Annotated in this window: 15 protein-coding genes; 11 read left to right on the plus strand and 4 right to left on the minus strand. The window is 68.8% G+C overall.

Annotation, left to right across the window (positions count from 1 at the left end; translation table 11 throughout):
• The first annotated feature begins 58 nt into the window (after positions 1-58).
• The 3 genes from PL79_RS03950 (at position 59) to pdeR (ending at position 7,805) form a co-directional block, all read left to right on the plus strand.
• Positions 59-1,363 carry an MFS transporter gene (locus PL79_RS03950; RefSeq protein ID WP_044847288.1) on the plus strand — a complete coding sequence of 435 codons (1,305 nt, stop codon included), beginning with the start codon at positions 59-61 and terminating at the stop codon, positions 1,361-1,363.
• A gap of 130 nt (positions 1,364-1,493) precedes the next feature.
• Complete coding sequence (locus PL79_RS03955) at positions 1,494-5,132, plus strand: hydantoinase B/oxoprolinase family protein (protein WP_044847287.1); 3,639 nt, start codon at positions 1,494-1,496, stop codon at positions 5,130-5,132.
• 669 nt (positions 5,133-5,801) lie between these two features.
• Entirely contained in the window at positions 5,802-7,805 is a 2,004-nt protein-coding gene (gene pdeR, locus PL79_RS03960) for a cyclic di-GMP phosphodiesterase (protein ID WP_044847286.1), read from the plus strand.
• Positions 7,806-7,856: 51 nt separating this feature from the next.
• On the opposite strand, the gene PL79_RS03965 is transcribed toward pdeR, so the two are convergent.
• Positions 7,857-8,720 (minus strand): crotonase/enoyl-CoA hydratase family protein, encoded by an 864-nt coding sequence (locus PL79_RS03965; protein ID WP_044847285.1) that lies wholly within the window; start codon positions 8,718-8,720, stop codon positions 7,857-7,859.
• A gap of 538 nt (positions 8,721-9,258) precedes the next feature.
• On the opposite strand from PL79_RS03965, the gene PL79_RS03975 reads away from it, so the two are divergent.
• From PL79_RS03975 to PL79_RS36995, 3 genes are all read left to right on the plus strand, one after another.
• The gene (locus PL79_RS03975; RefSeq protein ID WP_044847318.1) at positions 9,259-11,229 is read left to right on the plus strand and encodes an APC family permease; all 1,971 of its coding nucleotides are present in this window, start codon (positions 9,259-9,261) and stop codon (positions 11,227-11,229) included.
• Positions 11,230-11,397: 168 nt separating this feature from the next.
• Positions 11,398-12,399, plus strand: coding sequence for an OmpA family protein (locus PL79_RS03980; RefSeq protein WP_044847284.1), 1,002 nt, complete (start codon positions 11,398-11,400; stop codon positions 12,397-12,399).
• A gap of 58 nt (positions 12,400-12,457) precedes the next feature.
• Complete coding sequence (locus tag PL79_RS36995) at positions 12,458-12,583, plus strand: hypothetical protein (RefSeq protein ID WP_321923596.1); 126 nt, start codon at positions 12,458-12,460, stop codon at positions 12,581-12,583.
• Between the two features lie 135 nt (positions 12,584-12,718).
• Here PL79_RS36995 and PL79_RS36335 read toward each other — a convergent pair whose 3' ends face one another.
• Positions 12,719-13,120 carry a hypothetical protein gene (locus PL79_RS36335; protein ID WP_044847282.1) on the minus strand — a complete coding sequence of 134 codons (402 nt, stop codon included), beginning with the start codon at positions 13,118-13,120 and terminating at the stop codon, positions 12,719-12,721.
• A 366-nt stretch (positions 13,121-13,486) separates the two neighbouring features.
• Between PL79_RS36335 and PL79_RS03990 the strand changes: the two genes are divergently transcribed.
• The gene (locus PL79_RS03990; protein ID WP_044847317.1) at positions 13,487-15,397 is read left to right on the plus strand and encodes a DUF3857 domain-containing transglutaminase family protein; all 1,911 of its coding nucleotides are present in this window, start codon (positions 13,487-13,489) and stop codon (positions 15,395-15,397) included.
• 76 nt (positions 15,398-15,473) lie between these two features.
• Positions 15,474-15,641, plus strand: a complete 168-nt coding sequence (locus PL79_RS36025) for a hypothetical protein (protein WP_185500345.1) — start codon at positions 15,474-15,476, stop codon at positions 15,639-15,641.
• Positions 15,642-15,734: 93 nt separating this feature from the next.
• On the opposite strand, the gene PL79_RS03995 is transcribed toward PL79_RS36025, so the two are convergent.
• Complete coding sequence (locus PL79_RS03995; RefSeq protein ID WP_044847280.1) at positions 15,735-16,769, minus strand: AraC family transcriptional regulator; 1,035 nt, start codon at positions 16,767-16,769, stop codon at positions 15,735-15,737.
• A gap of 70 nt (positions 16,770-16,839) precedes the next feature.
• Here PL79_RS03995 and PL79_RS04000 point away from each other — a divergent pair, with 70 nt between their 5' ends.
• Positions 16,840-18,051: an MFS transporter gene (locus PL79_RS04000; RefSeq protein ID WP_044847279.1), complete on the plus strand. Its 1,212-nt coding sequence runs from the start codon at positions 16,840-16,842 to the stop codon at positions 18,049-18,051.
• 17 nt (positions 18,052-18,068) lie between these two features.
• Positions 18,069-18,413, plus strand: coding sequence for a hypothetical protein (locus PL79_RS36470; protein ID WP_235879196.1), 345 nt, complete (start codon positions 18,069-18,071; stop codon positions 18,411-18,413).
• 18 nt (positions 18,414-18,431) lie between these two features.
• On the opposite strand, the gene PL79_RS04010 is transcribed toward PL79_RS36470, so the two are convergent.
• On the minus strand, positions 18,432-18,899 hold the full coding sequence (locus PL79_RS04010; RefSeq protein WP_044847277.1) for a MarR family winged helix-turn-helix transcriptional regulator: 468 nt from the start codon (positions 18,897-18,899) through the stop codon (positions 18,432-18,434).
• An 82-nt stretch (positions 18,900-18,981) separates the two neighbouring features.
• Here PL79_RS04010 and PL79_RS04015 point away from each other — a divergent pair, with 82 nt between their 5' ends.
• The gene (locus tag PL79_RS04015; RefSeq protein ID WP_044847276.1) at positions 18,982-19,350 is read left to right on the plus strand and encodes a YciI family protein; all 369 of its coding nucleotides are present in this window, start codon (positions 18,982-18,984) and stop codon (positions 19,348-19,350) included.
• Positions 19,351-19,519 lie beyond the last annotated feature (169 nt).

The following is a 19,519-nucleotide window of genomic DNA, read 5'->3' on the forward strand; positions in this document are numbered from 1 at the left end:
ACGCACCACCCGCACCACACGCACGGTCTCGACCGCATATTTCGACAGGAGCTTCACCATGGAAAGCAAGACCCTCGCGGCGCCCGCCGCCGACCCCGCGGGCCCCGCACGCAACGGCCTGTTCGGATGGTATGCGGACGCGCAGCCGCGCGAACGCCGCGCGTTCTGGAGCTGCAAGGTCGGCTACATGCTCGACGGGATGGATACGCAGATGTTGTCGTTCGTGATCCCGACGCTCGTCGCGACCTGGGGCATCTCGCTCGCGGACGCCGGCTTCATCGGCACGATGACGCTGCTCGCGTCGGCGCTCGGCGGCTGGATCGCGGGCATCCTGTCCGACCGGATCGGCCGCGTGCGCACGCTGCAGCTGACGGTGCTGTGGTTCGCCGTGTTCACCGCGCTGTGCGGGCTCGCGCAGAACTATCACCAGCTGCTCGCGGCGCGCGCGCTGATGGGCTTCGGCTTCGGCGGCGAATGGACGGCCGGCGCGGTGCTGATCGGCGAAGTGATCCGCGCGCGCGATCGCGGCAAGGCGGTCGGCCTCGTGCAGTCGGGCTGGGCGATCGGCTGGGGGCTGTCGGCGCTGCTGTATGCGCTGCTGTTCTCGGTGCTGCCGGCCGAACAGGCCTGGCGCGCGCTGTTCCTCGTCGGCCTCGCGCCGGCGCTGCTGGTGGTCGTGATCCGCCGCTACGTGAAGGAGCCGGACGTCTACGAGAAGGAGAAGGCCACGCAGGCGAAGGTGGCCGACGCGCCGCGCCTCACCGAAATCTTCGCGCCGAAACTGCTGTCGACGACGCTGCGCGCGGCGCTGCTGACCACCGGTGCGCAGGGCGGCTACTACGCGATCACGACCTGGCTGCCGACGTTCCTGAAGACCGAGCGGCACCTGACCGTGATGGGCACCGGCGGCTATCTCGCGATGATCATCTTCGGCTCGTGGGTCGGCTACCTGACGAGCGCGTACCTGACCGACCGGCTCGGCCGCAAGCCGAACTTCATCCTGTTCGCGCTCGGCTCGATGGTGATCGCGTTCGCCTACACGTCGCCGGTGCTGCACCTCACGAACGCGTCGATGCTGTGGCTCGGCTTCCCGCTCGGCTTCTTCGCATCGGGCATCTTCTCCGGGATGGGGGCGTTCCTCACCGAGCTGTTCCCGACGCGGGTGCGCGGCTCGGGCCAGGGCTTCTGCTACAACGTGGGCCGCGCGATCGGCGCCCTGTTCCCGTTCCTGATCGGCGCGCTGTCGAAGCACTACGGGCTCGGCGCGAGCATCGGGATCTTCGCGGTCGCCGCCTACGGCGTGTTGATCGTCGCCGCGCTGACGCTGCCCGAGACGCGCGGCCGCGAACTCGACGCCGCATAACGCCGCATGGGCGGGCGCCCGCCCGCCGCCTTTCTACCGCTCCCTTTTCATCGAAGCCCTCACGCGGCGCGCGACGCGCGCCGTGCGGCGGCGCTCGTCCTTCGTTCAACGACGCATCGAGTTCATCGCCATGACTGACCGACACACTTTCCCCGTTTCCTCCGACGCCGCGCGCTGGCAATTCTGGATCGACCGCGGCGGCACCTTCACCGACATCGTCGCGCGCCGCCCCGACGGCTCGCTCGTCACGCACAAGCTGCTGTCGGAGAATCCCGAGCAGTATCGCGATGCGGCCGTCGCCGGCATCCGCCACCTGCTCGGCCTCGCCGACGGCGAGCCGATCACGCCCGAGCGCGTCGACATGGTGAAGATGGGCACGACGGTCGCGACCAACGCGCTGCTCGAACGCAAGGGCGAACGCACCGCGCTCGCGACGACGCGCGGCTTTCGCGACGTGCTGCGCATCGCGTACCAGAACCGGCCGCGCCTGTTCGATCTCGACATCGTGCTGCCCGATGCGCTGTACGAGACGGTCGTCGAGGTCGACGAGCGGATCGGCGCGCATGGCGACGTCGTCGTGCCGCTCGACGCGCAACGCGCGGAAGCGGCGTTGCGCCGCGTGTTCGACTCGGGCGTGCAGGCGCTTGCGATCGTGCTGATCCACGGCTATCGCTACACCGCGCACGAGCGCGCGCTGGCGGATCTCGCGCGCCGGATCGGCTTCACGCAGGTGTCGGTGTCGCACGAGGTGTCGCCGCTGATGAAGATGGTGTCGCGCGGCGATACGACCGTGGTCGACGCCTACCTGTCGCCGATCCTGCGCCGCTACGTCGAGCAGGTCGCGCACGAGATGCCCGGCGTGAACCTGCAGTTCATGCAGAGCAGCGGCGGCCTGACACGCGCCGACGCGTTCCAGGGCAAGGACGCGATCCTGTCCGGCCCGGCCGGCGGCATCGTCGGGATGGTGCGCGCCGCGCGCGCGGCCGGCTTCGAGCGCGTGATCGGCTTCGACATGGGCGGCACGTCGACCGACGTGTCGCACTACAACGGCGAATTCGAGCGCGTGTTCGAGACGCAGGTGGCCGGCGTGCGGATGCGCGCGCCGATGATGAGCATCCACACGGTCGCGGCCGGCGGCGGTTCGGTGCTCGGCTTCGACGGCGCGCGGCTGCGCGTCGGGCCCGAATCGGCCGGCGCGAACCCGGGGCCGGCCGCCTACCGGCGCGGCGGCCCGCTGACGGTGACCGACTGCAACGTGATGCTCGGCAAGATCCAGCCCGATCACTTCCCGCGCGTGTTCGGCCCGCATGCGGACCAGCCGCTCGACCGCGACGGCGTGGCCGCGAAATTCGCGGCGCTCGCCGACGAGATTCACGCGGCGACCGGGCGGCGCGACACGCCCGAGGCGCTGGCCGAAGGGTTCCTGGAAATCGCGATCGGCAGCATGGCGAACGCGATCAAGAAGATCTCGGTGCAGCGCGGCCACGACGTGTCGCGCTACGTGCTGACGACGTTCGGCGGCGCGGGCGGCCAGCACGCCTGTGGCGTGGCCGACGCGCTCGGGATGACGCAGGTGTTCGCGCATCCGCTCGCGGGCGTGCTGTCCGCTTACGGGATGGGGCTCGCCGACCAGACCGCGATGCGCGAGCGCGCGGTGGAAGCCGTGCTGTCCGATGAATCGTTGCCGGCGCTGAACGCGGCGCTCGACCGGCTGGCCGACGACGCGGTCGGCGCGCTGCTCGAACAGGGCGTGGCGCCGGAGCGCATCGCGACCGCGCGGCGCGTGCACCTGCGCTACCATGGCACCGATTCCGCGCTCGACGTGCCGGCCGGCAGCGTCGCCGCGATGCAGCAGGCGTTCGAGGCCGCGTATCGGCAGCGCTATGCGTTCCTGATGCCCGGCACGCCGCTGGTCGCCGAGCTGGCATCGGTCGAGGCGATCGGCCGCTCGGATGCGCCGGTCGAGATCGCGCCGCTCGTGCCGCGCGACACGGGCGCGGCGCCGCGCGCGCACAGCGCCGTGCGTTTCCATTCCGGCGGCCAATGGCACGACGCGGCGCTGTACGTGCGCGACTCGCTGCTGGCCGGCGACACGATCGACGGCCCGGCGATCGTCGCGGAGAAGAACGGCACGACCGTCGTCGAACCCGGCTGGCGCGCGCAGATGACCGCGCAAGGCAACCTCGTGCTGACGCGCACGACGCCGCTGCCGACGCGCCGCTCGCTCGGCACCGATGCCGATCCGGTGCGGCTCGAGATCTTCAACAACCTGTTCATGTCGATCGCCGAGCAGATGGGGCTGCGGCTGCAGAACACCGCGTATTCGGTGAACATCAAGGAGCGGCTCGACTTCTCGTGCGCGATCTTCGACGGCGACGGCAACCTGATCGCGAACGCGCCGCACATGCCGGTGCATCTCGGCTCGATGGGCGAGAGCATCCGCACGGTGATCGAGCGCAACCGCGGCCGCATGCGCGACGGCGACGTGTTCATGCTGAACGACCCGTATCACGGCGGCACGCACCTGCCGGACGTCACCGTCATCACGCCGGTGTTCGCGGACGGCTCGGACACGCCGCTGTTCTACGTCGGCTCGCGCGGCCACCATGCGGACATCGGCGGCACGACGCCGGGCTCGATGCCGCCCGATTCGACGCACATCGACGAAGAGGGCGTGCTGATCGACAACTGGCAGCTCGTGTCGGCGGGCGTGCTGCGCGACGCCGACACGCGCGCGCTGCTCGCGTCGGGCCGCTATCCGGCGCGCAACGTCGAGCAGAACATGGCCGACCTGCGCGCGCAGGTCGCGGCGAACCAGAAGGGCGTCGACGAGCTGCGGCGGATGGTCGGGCAGTTCGGCCGCGACGTCGTGCTCGCGTTCATGGGGCACGTGCAGGACAACGCGGAAGAAGCGGTGCGGCGCGTGATCGGCGCGCTGCAGGACGGCGCGTATCGTTATCCGCTCGACAACGGCGCCGAGATTCGCGTCGCGATCCGCGTCGACCGCGCGGCGCGCCGCGCGGAGATCGACTTCACCGGCACGTCTGCGCAGCTCGACAACAACTTCAACGCGCCGAAGGCTGTCTGCATGGCCGCGGTGCTGTACGTGTTCCGCACGCTGGTCGGCGACGACATCCCGCTGAACGCCGGCTGCCTGAAGCCGCTGACGGTGATCGTGCCGGCGCGCTCGATGCTGAACCCCGAGTATCCGGCGGCCGTGGTATCGGGCAACGTCGAGACGTCGTCGGCGATCACCAACGCGCTGTACGGCGCGCTCGGCTGCGTCGCATCGAGCCAGGGAACGATGAACAACTTCACGTTCGGCAATGACCGCTACCAGTACTACGAGACCATCGCCGGCGGCAGCGGCGCGGGCGACGGCTTCGCGGGCGTCGGCGCGGTGCAGACGCACATGACGAACTCGCGGCTGACCGACCCGGAGGTGCTCGAATGGCGCTATCCGGTGCGGCTCGACTCGCATCGGCTGCGCGCGGGTTCCGGCGGCGCCGGGCGCTGGCGCGGCGGCGACGGCGCGGTCCGGCGGATCCGCTTCCTCGAGCCGATGACCGCGTCGATCCTGTCGAACAACCGGATCCACGCGCCGTTCGGCGCGGCGGGCGGCGAGGCCGGCGCGCTCGGCCGCAACACGATCGAGCGGGCGGACGGCACGGTCGAGACGCTCGAGCATATCGGCCGCGCGCAGATGGCGCCGGGCGACGTGTTCGTCGTCGAGACGCCGGGCGGCGGCGGGTACGGCGCGGCGGGCTGAGCGGCAGGGGGGCGCACGCGGAAAGCGGTGCGGCGGGGCGCTCGCCGCACCGCTTTCGCGCGTTCCGGGCGGCGATCGCACCGGTTCCATTCATGCTGCTGCATCGGCTGCGCGGCCCGGCGATCTATTCGCTCGCACCGATCGACGCGATGTTGCAACAGCGCTGGGAATAAGGGCGCGCATTCACGCACGAACGGGCAACGAGAATCCCCGATTCCGCGCGCGGCGCAATGCGATCCGACCCCGCCGCAGCGCCGTGCCGACACATCGCTGCCGGGATGCCTCGATTTCCCGCAAACCGCCGTCCGGCGGGGCACTCCGGCGAATCCGCCGGCCGTTCGACGCGCTCGCCACCGGCTTCGCACCTCCCGTCGATCACGAAAAATCCGTCATGCCAACCGAGTTCCGATTCCTTGACACCCCGTTCCAAATGTGAGTGCCAATCTTCTTCGTCATTTGATAAGATGGGTTCCATCATTCGTTTGGAAAACCTGCGCGCGAAATGCGCGAACGCCGGTTCGCATTGGTTGGAAACAAGTACGGAACGAGGGCCACTGGCACGGTCATCACGACTGCCCCACCGGGTACGCGCACTGCGCGCGCGGGGATCGGGGGCGGCCGGCTCGCCTCCGTCTACACTGTGCGTTTTTTCTGGATCGGGGCGTGTCCATGGATGACGAAAACGATCGCGCCGTGCTCGAAGCGCATCTCGGTACGCATAGCCCGTGCTGGCGGCTCGGCAGCGACAGCAATGCACTCGAGCTGGCCGCCGTTCGCGGCCTGACCAATGTCGCGGTGGCACTGACCGGCGAGCAGGCCGCGCGGATCCGCGCGCTCACCGGCGTCACGTCGCACCTCGTGCTCGAACTCGCGCTGTTCGGCGATCCGGTCAGCCTCCATCTGGTCGGCAGGAAGGTCGACACCGCCAATTGGGCCGGCACCGCCTCCGCCTATTCCGATACCGCGTCCGTCGCGGGCGACCTCGCGCACGGGCTCGCGTTCGCCGAGCAGGTCGTGTCCGAAGTGAATTCGCTCGTCGTGATCCTCGACCGCAACGGCATGGTGCAGCGCTTCAACCGCCTGTGCGAGGAAGTGACCGGCAAGCGCGAGGTCGACGTGATCGGCCGCAGCGCGTTCGAGCTGTTCATGAGCCCCGACCAGGGTGCGCAGTCGCGCAGCAACATCACCGGCTTTTTCGCGAGCAACCGGGCGTTCGAGGTCGAGCGCTACATCAACACGGTCAACGGCCCGCGCCTGTTCCAGTTTCGCAACAAGTTCGTGCAGAGCGGCAGCGGCGCCGACGAGCAGTTCCTGATCTGCTCGGGCGTCGACGTCACCGAGGAGCGCAACGCGCAGCAGCGGCTCAGCGAACTCGCGAATTCCGACGTGCTGACCGGCTTGCCGAACCGTCATGCAATCAGCGAGCGCATCCGCGTCGCGCTGGCCGCGGACCGCACCGACGTGCGCGGCCAGGTCGGCATCCTGTTCCTCGATCTCGACAACTTCAAGCGCGTCAACGACCACTACGGGCACATCACCGGCGACCGCCTGCTGCAGGACGTGTCCGCGGTCATCGGCGGCTGCCTGCCGTCCGGCGCGACGCTCGCGCGGCTCGGCGGCGACGAATTCCTGGTGCTGTTCGAGCACGGCACGCGGCCGCTGCTCGAGGCGACCGCGCAGATCATCCTCGAGCGGCTGCGTACGCCGATCCACCTCGGGCTGGTGGAGGTCTACACGAGCTGCTCGATCGGCATCGCGATGTATCCGCAGCACGGCGATTCGCTCGAAACGCTGATCCGCAGCGCCGACACCGCGATGTACGTCGCGAAGGAAGAGGGCAAGCATACGTACCGCGTATTCTCGCTGGAGATGAACCAGAAGGTCGCGAAGTACATGTGGCTCGACACGAACCTGCGCAAGGCGCTCGAGGAAGAGCAGTTCGTGCTGCACTACCAGCCGGTCGTCGACATCGCGACCGGCGACGTGCACGCCGTCGAGGCGCTGATCCGCTGGCAGTCGCCGGATCGCGGGCTCGTCGCGCCGATCGAGTTCATCCGCTTCGCCGAGGAATCGGGGCTGATCGCGCCGCTCGGGCGCTGGGTGATGCGCACCGCGGCCGCGCAGGCCGCCGCGTGGAAGGCGAAGGGGCTCGACGTGCGGATCGCGGTGAACGTGTCCGCGCGGCAGTTGCAGGACATGAACATCGTCGATCAGTTCGCGTCGATCCTCGACAGCGCCGGGTTGAAGCCGAGCCTCGTCGACATCGAGCTCACCGAAAGCAGCTTCATCGAGGATGAAGAAGCGGCGCACGAGCTGATGAAACAGTTCCGCCAGCTCGGCGCGGAGGTTCACCTCGACGATTTCGGCACCGGCTATTCGTCGCTGTCGCAACTGTCGCGGCTGCCGCTCGATTCGATCAAGCTTGATCGCAGCTTCATCACGGGCATCGACCGCAACCCGCGCTCGCAGGCGCTGGTGCGCTCGGTCGTGTCGCTCGCGCGGGCGCTGAGTTTCTCGGTGGTCGCCGAGGGCGTCGAGACGCACGCGGAAGCCGAATTCCTGAAGCAGATCAACGTCGACCACGCGCAGGGTTTCTACTTCGCGCGGCCGATGCCGGCCCAGGCCTTCGAGGCCTGGCTCGCGGAAACCAGAAAGCTCAGGCTGATCGCCTGAGCCTCCCCGCATGACGGGCGCCGCCGCTTGCGCGGCGGCGCGCCGCTCACGTCACACCGTGCGCAGCTTCGATACGCGCCGGTTCTGCAGCATCACCAGGCGTTCCATGTACGCGAGATCCTTCGGCTCGATCGTGAACGCCGCGTGCACCCATTCCTCGGTGATGTCCATCAGCTCGGAACGCGTGAGATGGAACACGCGTTCGCGGGCGCGCAGCATCGCGCGCACGCCGTTCAGCTTCGGCTTCATCACGTCGATGAAGGTGCGTGTCGCGAGATACGCGTCGCCCGCGTCGAACGTCTGGTCGACCAGCCCGCGATCCTCGTACCACTCGGCCGCATGCGCCTCGCCGGACGAGATCAGCGATTCCGCGAGCCCGCGGTCCGCCTTGCGCGCGACCAGCGAATAGCCGCCCATGCCCGGGAACAGGTTGAACGCGATCTCGGGGAAGCCGAGCTTCACGCCCTTCTGCGCGAGCATGTAGTGGTGCGCGAGGGCGGCCTCGAAGCCGCCGCCCAGCGCGCTGCCCTCGACCATCGCGATCGAGATCGCCCCGGTGCCGAAGCCCGTGTAGATCTCGTATACGCCGTCGATGCACGAGCGCGCGTAGGCCATCAGCTGGTCGCGGCGGCCGCTGCGGATCGCGTCGACGAAGAAGCTCAGGTCGCCGCCGACGTTGAACAGCTCGGGGACGAGCGAGCCCGTCACCCAGAAGTCGAACGGCAGGCCCGAGTCGCGAGCGACGCGCGCGAGATGGATGATGTCGGTGACGAGTTGCTGGTTGAAGCACGGCCGCGGCTCCGATCGCAGCATCATCCACATGACGTTGCGGCCTTCTTCGTAGAACGCGGTCAGTTGCGTGAGTTCGCCTGCTTCGTAAAACGGACGGCACGCCGGATGGGATTGGAGTTGCATGGTATGTCCTCGAGAGATGTGGTTTTTCAGAGACCGACGCGGCCGGCGACGTGGAAACCTGCCCCCGCACGGCGCCGGCCGCGAGGCACCGCCATTGTTGCGCGCGCACAAATGTCGAATTGCGGGGAACAACGCATGACGGGGGCGCGGGCGGGTATCGCGTCCGGCGCGAACCGTGCGAGTCATGCGGGCGATGCGAACGATGTGGTCGATGTGATCGCCCGGCGGGAGAACCGTGATGAGAGGTGGGCGGGATCGGGCCGGTGGTCGTCAGGGGCGGTGAAGGTGGTGAAGGCAGCGAAGGCAGCGAAGGCAGCGAAGGCAGCGAAGGCGGCGACGGCGGCTGCGATGACGATGCCGTGCGCGATCCGCGCGATCCGCGCGATCGGCCGACGCGCGGCGTGCCGGCCGCTTACGCGTTGAAAGCGGCGCCGTGCCGCCGACCACGTCTCATGGATTGTGCGGACTGGTGCAGCGGCCGGGCGTCGGCTAGCTTTAGAAGATGACGCCGCCGCGCCCGGCGTCCCGGGAGGGGACCGTGACCGCATTCCAGAAGATGTGGCAGCTGCTCGTCGGAAAGCCGCTGGACCCGCTCGATCCGCGCACGCGCCATGCGATCGCGGTGACGCCGTTGCTGGCCTGGGTCGGACTCGGCGCGGACGGCCTGTCGTCGTCGTGCTACGGCCCGGAGGAGGCGTTCCTCGCGCTCGCGCACCACACGCCGCTTGCGCTGTTCCTCGCCTGCGCCACCGCGGCGACCGTGTTCATCATCGCGCTCGGCTACAACCAGGTGATCGAGCTGTTCCCGACCGGCGGCGGCGGCTATCGCGTCGCGACCTCGCTGCTCGGGTCGAAGCCGGGGCTCGTGTCGGGCGCGGCGCTGCTGGTCGACTACGTGCTGACCGTCGCGACGTCGCTCGCGAGCGGTGTCGACGCGTTCTTCAGCCTGCTGCCGGTCAGTGCGCAGGCGTTCAAGCTCACGACCGAGATCGTGCTGATCCTGCTGATGACGGGGCTCAACTTCCGCGGGATGCGCGAATCGATCATGGTGCTGCTGCCGATCTTCATCGGCTTCGTCGTGCTGCATTTCGGGCTGATCGTGTACGGCGTCGCGGTGCACGGCAGCGCGCTGGCGACGATCGTGCCCGACGCGGTGCACGAGGCGCACGGGATGTCGCAATCGCTCGGCGTGTTCGTGATGCTCGCATTGCTGATGCGCGCGTTCTCGCTCGGCGGCGGCACCTATACGGGCCTCGAGGCCGTGTCGAACAACGTGAACATGCTCGCGGATCCGCGCGTGCCGAACGGCAAGGCGACGATGTGGTACATGTCGACGTCGCTCGCGTTCACGGCCGGCGGCATCATCCTGCTGTACATGCTGTGGCACGCACGGCCCGTCGAAGGCGAGACGCTCAACGCGGTCGTGTTCGGCAGCGTGATCGATCATCTCGGGCTCGGCTCCGCGTTCGCGCGCCACGCGCTGCTCGCGGCGGTGCTCGCGTTCGAGGCAGGGCTGCTGCTGGTCGGTGCGCAGACGGGTTTTCTCGACGGGCCGGCGGTGCTGTCGAACATGGCGTCGGACTCGTGGGTGCCGCGCCATTTCCGCGACCTGTCGACGCGCCTCGTGCGGCAGAACGGCATCATCGTCGTCGGCCTGTCGGGCCTGCTGATCCTGCTGTGGACGCACGGCAGCGTCGACGTGCTCGTCGTGCTGTACAGCATCAACGTGTTCCTCACGTTCAGCATGTCGCTGCTGGGGCTGTGCACGTACTGGTGGCGCCATCGCAGCGAGCGCGGCTGGTTCAAGCACTTCTTCCTGTCGGCGCTCGGGTTCAGCGTGACGTCGACGGTGCTCGTCATCACGCTGGTCGAGAAGTTCACGGCCGGCGGCTGGCTCACGGTGCTCGTGACGAGCGCGGTGATCGCGCTGTGCGTCATGATCAACCGCCACTACGCGTACACGCGCGCGCAGCTCGCGAAGGAAGACGCGCTGTTCTCGGGTCCGCCGCCGGCAGTCGACGAGGCGACGGCGCCGGGCAAGCCCGACCCGTCGCAGCCGACCGCGGTGCTGCTGGTCGGCAAGCATCGCGGCGCGAGCATGCATGCGCTGCTATGGGTGAACCGGCTGTTTCCCGGGCACTTTCGCAACGTGATCTTTCTCGCGGTGGGCGAGGTCGATGCGAAGGCATACGACGGGCACGAGCATCTCGAACGCCTGCGGCACACAATCACCGAGGCGCTCGACTATTACGTCGCGCACTGCCGCCGCAACGGCATCGCGGCCGACTACCGGATCGCGTTCGGCACGAACCCGGTCGTCGAATTCATGAACCTCGCGTCGTCGACGCTCGATGCCTATCCGAACGCGGTGTGCTTCGCGAGCAAGCTGATCTTCAGGCGCGTGAATTTCCTGACCGCGTGGCTGCACAACCAGACGCCCGTCGAGCTGCAGGCGCGGCTGCACGTCGAGGGGCGGCAGATGGTGTTGTTGCCGATGAACGTCGGGTAGCGATGCACGCGGGAGACGCCCGCGCACGCTTGGAAACGATTCAACATGACGTGGCGCGTCAGAACGTTCAGTATCCGAAAGCTTTTGCCCGTTTTCCCGGAAAGATTTGATAAGATGCGCGCGCTTCGACGCCATCAACAGAACGACAAATCCTTTCCGAGGGGCTCAATGAAGAACGCAGCATCGTCCGTATTCCATGTCGCGCGCCGTGGCCGCAACGCGCTGTTCGCCGCCGCGCTGCTGTCGCTTTCGTCGCTGGCGAGCGCTGGCAGCGACAAGCCGGGTGCGAAAGATCATCCGTTGCTCACGCGTTTCGCCGGCGCGACCATCACCGCATATTCGCAGACGCCGTTCGACGAGGCATTCCTGCCGAACCAGCCGATCGACGACGAGAGGACCGCCAAGGGCCTGAATCTCGAAGGCAAGATCACGCGGATCTCGTACGCGATCGACGGCGGCCGGTCGACGCTGGAAGTCGAGCGCAACTATCTCGACGCGCTGCAGAAGGGCGGCTTCCAGATTCTGTTCCGCTGTACGGCGGAGCAGTGCGGAAAGAGCGGCGGCAGCGACTTCCAGAGCGTCGTGATCAATTCCGGCCGGCTGCGACAGGCGGGCGGCGGCGACGCGAACTTCGGCGACAAGCACCGCACGATCCTCGCGAAGCTGCCGCGAGCGTCCGGCGATGCGTATGTGTTCCTGCACATCATGGACAGTTCGGCATCGAACAAGCGCACGCTCGTCTACGAGGAAGTCGTCGAAGTGAAGCCGATGCAGACCGGGCAAGTCAAGGTGCTCGATTCCGGTGCGCTGCAGAAGGGCCTCGTCGCGACGGGCAAGGTCGCGCTGTACGGCATCTACTTCGACACCGACAAGGCGCAGGTGAAGCCCGAGTCGAAGCCGCAGCTCGACGAGATGGCGAAGCTGCTGACGGCGAACCAGGCGCTGAAGGTGTACATCGTCGGCCATACCGACAATCAAGGGCAGTTCGCGCACAACGCCGACCTGTCGCAAAAGCGTGCGGAGGCCGTCGCGCAGGCACTGGCGACGACCTACAAGATCGCGCCGGCGCGGCTCGTCGCGAAGGGCGTCGGGTCGCTGTCGCCGGTTGCGTCCAACGGCGACGACGCCGGCCGCGCGCAGAACCGCCGCGTCGAACTCGTGCAGCAATAACGCACGACGGACCGGGCGCACGCGCTGCGCGAACGAACAGGGCCGCGGCAACGCGACCGTGACGGGCGATGTGACGCCGACGCGCTACGACCTCAACGGGCAATTGCACGGGCAGCATGCACAGGCCGGCGCATACACGCTCGCGTGGACGTGGCGCGGCAAGCGCGTCGGCGATTGCCATTGAACGCAACGACGCTCGACGCGCAAGCAGCCGGACCGCGAGCGCCCTTCTGCGCCCGTTGATGTCCTCGAGAAACATGTGCCGCCATTCCGGGGCTGTACGCTTGAAGGGGCTCGACGTGCGCGGCGCGCTTTCCGCTTACGAATGGTGATGCGTATGCGAGCGTGCCGAGCGCTGCGACGAGCGGTGCAGCAGCCGGTCGCGCGTGCGGTCGCGGCTGCGCCGTTCCGCGAAGAACAGCACCGCGAACACGAGGACCGCGAGCATCAGGACGATCGCGACGATAGCGTTTTCCATGTCGCCTCCGGCAGGTAGGGGCCGGTGCCGGTCGTTCCGACCCCGGGCCGCGAACGCGCACACGGCGCAGCGGAAACGGGGGCAAGAACGAGGGCCAGGCCGCGTTCGCGTCAGCATCGGCATCGCTTCGATCAGCGCGATTCCGAGCCGCGCGCCGATCGCGGCGCCGACACGTTCAGGATGCCACCGTTCGAGATGCAGCGCACCGATCGGGATCACGCCCGGCAGCGCGAACGCGATCACGAGATAACCGATTTCGAATTCGTGTCGATCGGCACGATGTCTCCATCCCCATGTCGGCGTGTCGAATTCACCCGATCGTCATGCGTTTCGGCGACCTCGCACGCGCGCGTTACGCGCCCAAATAATATGTCGCGACATGACATAAATGGCGATCGCGTAGCCAGCAGGGCGCGAAAGTGCGACAGTCTGCCGGCGTGACGCAGGCGCGCTTCCTCGTGCGCCCGCTGCATGGCGGCGCGGGCCGCCGCCCCGTGGCTTGACGCTCGCGGGCACGTCACCCACACTGGGTTGAACGACGGGGCGCGGCGCGCCAATGCGTGCCCGTTGCGTCCCGACCTGAGCACGAAACGCGCGGAGAGCTTCGACGTGGTGCGTTTTCCGTTCCGATCGACCGGCAGGCTGCCGGGTCGCGCCGCAACGCTCGCGGTTGCCGTGACCGCGATCGCGCTGGCGTTCGTGCGTCCCGCGTTCGCCGACGCGGGCGACGCCGCGCCCGTCACGCTCGTCAGCGACGTCCATGTATTCGTGATCCAGCACGACGGCTCGCTCGACGAGGACGACGATTCGACACTGCGCGCGAACGATGCGAACGGGATCGACGCGATCGCGCAGCGTTACGTGTGGTTCGACAAGAACCTCGAGAAGGTCGACCTGGTCGCGGCCGAGACGATCGATCGCGACGGTGTCGCGCATCCGGTCGGCCCCGACGGTATCCGCGATGTGCAGGAGCCGCGCTCGGCCGGCGCGCCGACGTTCCAGGACGGGCTGCTGCGCACCGTCGTGTTTCCCGGCGTCGAAGCCGGATCGAGCACGCGCATCGCGTTCCGCAAGTCGCGCACGAAGCCGGTCAACGCAGGTTACTTCGGCTACTACGTCGAACCGTCGCGCGAGCCGGTGGAGAACCAGCGGCTGATCTTCGACGTGCCGGCCGACATGCCGCTGCATGCGGACGCACGCGGTTACGTCGCGCTGCCGCCGGTGACCGCGAACGGCCGCACGCGCTACGCATTCGAATACCGGCACGGCACGTACGACCGGATCGAGAACGGCTCGGTCGGCTATCCGACCTACGGCGACCGGCTCGTGGTGTCCACGCTGCCCGACTACGCGGCGTTCGCCGCGCGCTACCGCGACGCGGCCGTCGACCCGGGCGCGAACGATCCGGCCGTCGTGCAGCTGGCGCGCGCGCTCACCGCCGGCACCGCCGATCCGCGCGATCGCGCGCGCGTCCTGTACGACTGGGTGCAGGCGAACGTGCGTTACGTCGCGCTTTTTCTCGGCGAGACGGCGGCCGCGCCGCACCGCGTGACCGACATCCTGCGCAACCGCTACGGCGACTGCAAGGACCACGTCGCGCTGTTCGGCGCGTTGCTCGCGGCGGCCGGCATCCGCAGCGAAGCGGTGCTGATCAATCTCGGCTCCGTGTACACGCTGCCGTCGGTGCCAGGTTACGGCGGCGGCGCGATCAATCACGCGATCACGTGGCTGCCCGATCTCGGCGTCTACGCGGACACCACGACGGCCGGCATCGCGTTCGGCTACCTGCCGCCGATCGTGATGGACCGGCCGGCGCTGCTCGTCGACACCGGCGTGCTGTCGCGCACGCCGGCCACGCAGCCGAAGCACCGCGCCGCGCGCGTGGAGATCGATGCCGCGCAACCGGGCGCCGCGCGGTTTCATGCGCGCGTCGAGGACGACGGCTGGACCGCGGAACTCGAACGCACGCTGTTTCGCCGGGCGGCGCCCGACCGCATCCGGCAGCTCGCGAACGAACGCCTGCGGCAAAGCGGGCTGCGCGGCCGCGCGCAGATCGCGACGAGCGATCGCCGTGCGACGGACGGGCCGTTCGACGTCACGTATGCCGGCACGCTCGATCACTTCGTGTGGCCGGACGGCACGACCGCCGTGCCGGCGCTGTCGAGCCTCACGGGCGGCATCGCGACGCAGGTCGAGGGCTGGCTGGCCGAGCCCGTGCGCACGCAGCCGTGGGCATGCATCGGCGGCACGTTCGACGAGACCGGCCAGATCGCGCTGCCGGCCGACGTCGCGGTGACCGACCTGCCGGCCGATACGGCCGTGCACGACCGTTTCGTCGAGTTCACGTCGCATTACGTATTCGATGCGGCCGCGCAGGTCGTGCAGGTCACGCGGAGGATGAAGGCCGAATTCGGCCGCCAGGTCTGCACGCCCGACGAGTTCACGGCACTGCGCGCGTCGCTCGAACGCATCGAACGCGACACGCAGGCGCAGATCGTCGTGCGGGCCAGGCAACGTTGAAGGTCGGGCGCGGCGCACGCGGCGCCCGGTGCAATCGCGCGTGCGGCCGAAGCCGGCCGGCGCGCAGGAGACGAACATGACGGAACGGGAACACGAGATCGCCGACCTGTCGAAGGAATTGCTGGGCCGGATCGTGCAGGGTGCGGTGACGAACGGCGCGCCGGTGGATGCGCAACAGTGCGCGGCGCTGGCCGTGAAGTGCGCGACGGCGCTGATCGACGAACTCGACGCGCGCAGCGGCTGAGCAGGATCGTCACGCGCGGCGACCGATCGTGCGATGCCGGGGCGACCCGGCAGGCGTTCGCTGCGCCGTGCGTTGCGCGTGACGCGTTACACGTCACGCATCGGCGTGCGTGTCGCCTTCGGCACGCACCGCGCCCGGCGGCCTGCCGACCACGCGCTTGAACGCGCGGCTGAACGCGGCGAGCGACCCGTAGCCGAGCCGGTACGCCACCGCTTCGATCGTCTCGCCCTCGCGGGCGATCCACTGCGCGGCGAGCCGCATCCGCAACTCGGTCAGGTAACGCACCGGCGTCATCCCGGTGGCCGCGAGAAAGCGCTCGGCGAATACCGAGCGCGACACACCTGCTTCGGCGGCCAGTTCCGCGACGCTCCAGTTGCGCCCCGGATCGCGATGCAGCGCGACGATCGCGCGGCCGAGCTTCGGCTCGCGCAACGCCTGCACCCAGCCCGTCGCGTCGCCGCATCCGCACTCGACCCAGCCGCGCACGATGAACGCGGCGACCACATCCGCGAGCCGCGCGAGGATGCCCGCGAAACCCGCGCGCGCGGCGCACGATTCGCGCTCCATCGCGTCGAGCATCGGGCGGATTTCCGGGTAACGCGCGAGCAGCGTGCCGACGTGCATGAATTCCGGCATCGTCCCGACGAGCGGCTGCATGCCGCCGAGATCGAGCTCCATGCACGCGCTGAAGATCAGCGCATCGCCGGCGGCTGGCTCCGTCGCGGCGCAGGTCGTCGCGCCCACCGACGCGACCGTGTCGCAGATCTTCGCGGCTGCGAACCCGCCGATCTCGCGGCACGGCGCGTCCGGATCGGACACCAGCGCATGCGTGCGGCCGTGCGGCAGCAGGATCGCGTCGCCGGCCTCGAGCCGCACCGTCGTGCCGTCCGCGTCGCGCAGCAGCACGGGCCCGCGCCCGACGAAATGGAACTGCGCGCGGCCCGGCGCATGGCCGAAGCTCAGCCCGAACGGCCGCGGCACCTGGATCCGGCGGTACTGCACGCCGCTCAGGCGCATCCCCAGCAGCAACTCGCTGACGAGGTCGTGTACGTCGGGCACGGGGGGAAGCAAGGGCTCGGACATCGCGAGATTCGGACGATCGATCAACAAGAACGGATTGTATGTCATAGACCGTCCTGCCGCTGTTCCTTACGATACGCCCTCATCAGTATTTTCCCTAACTGACACGGAACCCCGCATGAATCCCGGAATCTCCTCGGCCGCTTCGACGGCGGCCCCCCGTGAACCGGCCTGGGGCGCGGTATTCGCGATGACGCTCGGCGTGTTCGGCCTCGTCACCGCCGAATTCCTGCCCGCGAGCCTGCTCACGCCGATGGCCGACAGCCTCGGCGTGACCGAAGGCGTGGCCGGCCAGGCCGTCACGGCCACCGCGACGGTCGCGCTCGTCACGAGCCTGCTGATCTCGGCGCTGACGCGCACGATCGACCGCCGGCGCGTGCTGCTCGCGTTCTCGGTGCTGCTCGTCGCGTCCAATCTCGCGGTCGCGTTCGCGCCCGACCTGACGACGCTGCTGATCGGCCGCGTCGTGCTCGGCGTCGCGCTCGGCGGTTTCTGGACGATGGCGACGGCCACCGCGATGCGGCTCGTGCCGACCGCGATGGTGCCGCGTGCGCTGTCGATCATCTTCAGCGGCGTGGCGGTCGCGACGATCGCGTCCGCGCCGATGGGCAGTTATTTCGGGTACCTGATCGGCTGGCGCAACGTGTTCCTGATCGCGGCGGGGCTCGGCGCGCTCGCGTTCGTGTCGCAGGTCATGACGCTGCCGTCGATGCCGCCGAGCGGCACCACGCGGCTGCGCACGCTCTTCGACGTGCTGCGCCGGCCGACCGTCGGCCTCGGGATGTTCGCGACGATCCTCGTGTTCACCGGGCATTTCGCGTTCTTCACGTATCTGCGGCCGTTCCTCGAACAGGTCGCGGGCGTCGGCGTGAACGGGCTGTCGGCGATCCTGCTCGGCTACGGGATCGCGAACTTCGTCGGCACGTCGCTCGCCGGGCGCGTGCTCGAGCACCGGCTGCGGCCGATGCTGATCGGGATGCCCGCGCTGATGGTCGTGCTCGGCGTCGCGCTCGTCGCGCTCGGCCGCGCGCCGATGATCGACGCGGTGCTCGTCGCGTTGTGGGGGATGGCGTTCGGCGGCGTGCCGGTCGCGTGGTCGACGTGGGTCACGCGCACCGTGCCCGACGAAGCCGAGAGCGCGGGCGGGCTGATCGTCGCGGCGATCCAGCTCGCGATCGCGACGGGCGCGGCGGCCGGCGGCGTCGTGTTCGACGCGAACGGCGCGGGCGGCGTGTTCCTGGGCGCGGCCGCGGTGCTGGCCGTCGCGGTCGCGACGATCGTGACCGGCGTGCCGAAGCGGGTCGGCGTGGCGCCGGCGTTGGCCGAGTGACGGATTGCGGCACGCCGATGCGCGCGATCGCGCATCGGCTAGTGGCGCGGCGAGGTCGCGCCAGTCGCGCGTTAGCCGGCCCGAGTCATGCGGCGCGGCGTGGCCGAGTCGATCGTGTCCGGCGGATAGCGGGACAGGACGCCTCCTGGGCGATGTGCGCCGCCGGCATGGCGGCGCGACACCCGAAGCGTGCTTTCGGCATCTGCTCGCTGTCGATGAAATCGCCGGAAACCTACGCGCTGCGGCTCGCGACCGTCATCGACGGCGCGCTCAGCAGCGGGCCGGCACTGCATGCGCACGGGCCCGTGCGCTTCCTGCAGGAATGCGCGCACCTGCTGATGCCGAAGAAGGGCCGGAAATGAATGACGTGACGCGCCGCTTCAGCCGCGCGTAGCCGGATCCTCCGACAGCGCGCGCAACTGGCCGCGCAACACATCGACTGCTTCCGGCGCGAACGGCCGTTCGATCTCGGTATGGGTCTGCTGCCAGAGCGGGAACGCTTCGGCCAGCAACTGATGGCCGGCCGGCGTGAGTTCGAGCAGGCGGCTGCGCTTGTCGTCCGGATCCGTCGTGATCGTGAGCAGCCCGCGCCGCTCGAGCGGCTTGAGCGCGGCGGTCAGCGTGGTGCGATCCATCGCGAGCAATGACGCGACCGATTTCATCGCGGCCGGCTGCGGCCGGTTCAGCGACATCAGCAGCGAGAACTGGCCGTTGGTGAGATCCAGCGGACGCAGCACATCGTCGAAGATGCGCGCGAGATTGCGCGCCGCGCGCTGCATGTGCAGGCACAGGCAGCAATCGCGCACCATCAGCGTCGTTTCGAAAGGGAGCTTTTCTTTGCGTGCCATGTTGCAATTGTGTTGATATCAACCTACTGTGTCAAGGGCGAGGTGCGGCAGCCCGCCGTGCCCGCCATCGGACGGAGGAAGCATGAGTGCTCAACAGCAGTTGTATCTCGCGGTATTCCTCGGCAGCAAGGATAGCCCGGGCATGAAGGCGTGGATGGCGTTGCCTGAGGACGAGCGGCGCACGCGGGAGCGCGAAGGGATCGCCGCGTGGCATGCGTGGGTCGAGCGGCATCGCGACGCGATCGTCGAGTCGGGCGGGCCGCTCGGCAAGACCAAGACGATCGACAAGGGCGGCGTGACGGACACCGCCAATGCGATGAGCGGCTTCACGGTCGTGCGTGCCGCATCGCACGACGCGGCCGCCGCGCTGTTCGAGGGCCATCCGCATTTCACGCTGTTCCCGGGCGATGCGATCGACGTGATGCCGGTGCTCCCCGTGCCCGGCATGTGAGCGGCGACAGGCGCTGCATGCGCGGGCGAAGTGATCGAAGCGTTCGAAGCATTCACATCATTCGAAGCACTCGAAGCACTCGAAGCACTCGAAGCACTCGAAGCACTCGAAGCACTCGAAGCACTCGAAGCACTCGAAGCACTCGAAGCACTCGAAGCACTCGAAGCAC

It is taken from the genome of Burkholderia sp. USMB20 (assembly GCF_000949135.2).
GTDB lineage: Bacteria > Pseudomonadota > Gammaproteobacteria > Burkholderiales > Burkholderiaceae > Burkholderia.

What these genes read in the sequence shown, in the direction of transcription:
- PL79_RS03950 (WP_044847288.1), top strand. Translation starts at nt 59, where the DNA reads ATGGAAAGCAAGACCCTCGCGGCGCCCGCCGCCGACCCCGCGGGCCCC.
- PL79_RS03955 (WP_044847287.1), top strand. Translation starts at nt 1,494, where the DNA reads ATGACTGACCGACACACTTTCCCCGTTTCCTCCGACGCCGCGCGCTGG.
- pdeR (WP_044847286.1), top strand. Translation starts at nt 5,802, where the DNA reads ATGGATGACGAAAACGATCGCGCCGTGCTCGAAGCGCATCTCGGTACG.
- PL79_RS03965 (WP_044847285.1), bottom strand. Translation starts at nt 8,720, where the DNA reads ATGCAACTCCAATCCCATCCGGCGTGCCGTCCGTTTTACGAAGCAGGC.
- PL79_RS03980 (WP_044847284.1), top strand. Translation starts at nt 11,398, where the DNA reads ATGAAGAACGCAGCATCGTCCGTATTCCATGTCGCGCGCCGTGGCCGC.
- PL79_RS36025 (WP_185500345.1), top strand. Translation starts at nt 15,474, where the DNA reads ATGACGGAACGGGAACACGAGATCGCCGACCTGTCGAAGGAATTGCTG.
- PL79_RS03995 (WP_044847280.1), bottom strand. Translation starts at nt 16,769, where the DNA reads ATGACATACAATCCGTTCTTGTTGATCGATCGTCCGAATCTCGCGATG.
- PL79_RS04000 (WP_044847279.1), top strand. Translation starts at nt 16,840, where the DNA reads ATGAATCCCGGAATCTCCTCGGCCGCTTCGACGGCGGCCCCCCGTGAA.
- PL79_RS36470 (WP_235879196.1), top strand. Translation starts at nt 18,069, where the DNA reads ATGCGCGCGATCGCGCATCGGCTAGTGGCGCGGCGAGGTCGCGCCAGT.
- PL79_RS04010 (WP_044847277.1), bottom strand. Translation starts at nt 18,899, where the DNA reads ATGGCACGCAAAGAAAAGCTCCCTTTCGAAACGACGCTGATGGTGCGC.
- PL79_RS04015 (WP_044847276.1), top strand. Translation starts at nt 18,982, where the DNA reads ATGAGTGCTCAACAGCAGTTGTATCTCGCGGTATTCCTCGGCAGCAAG.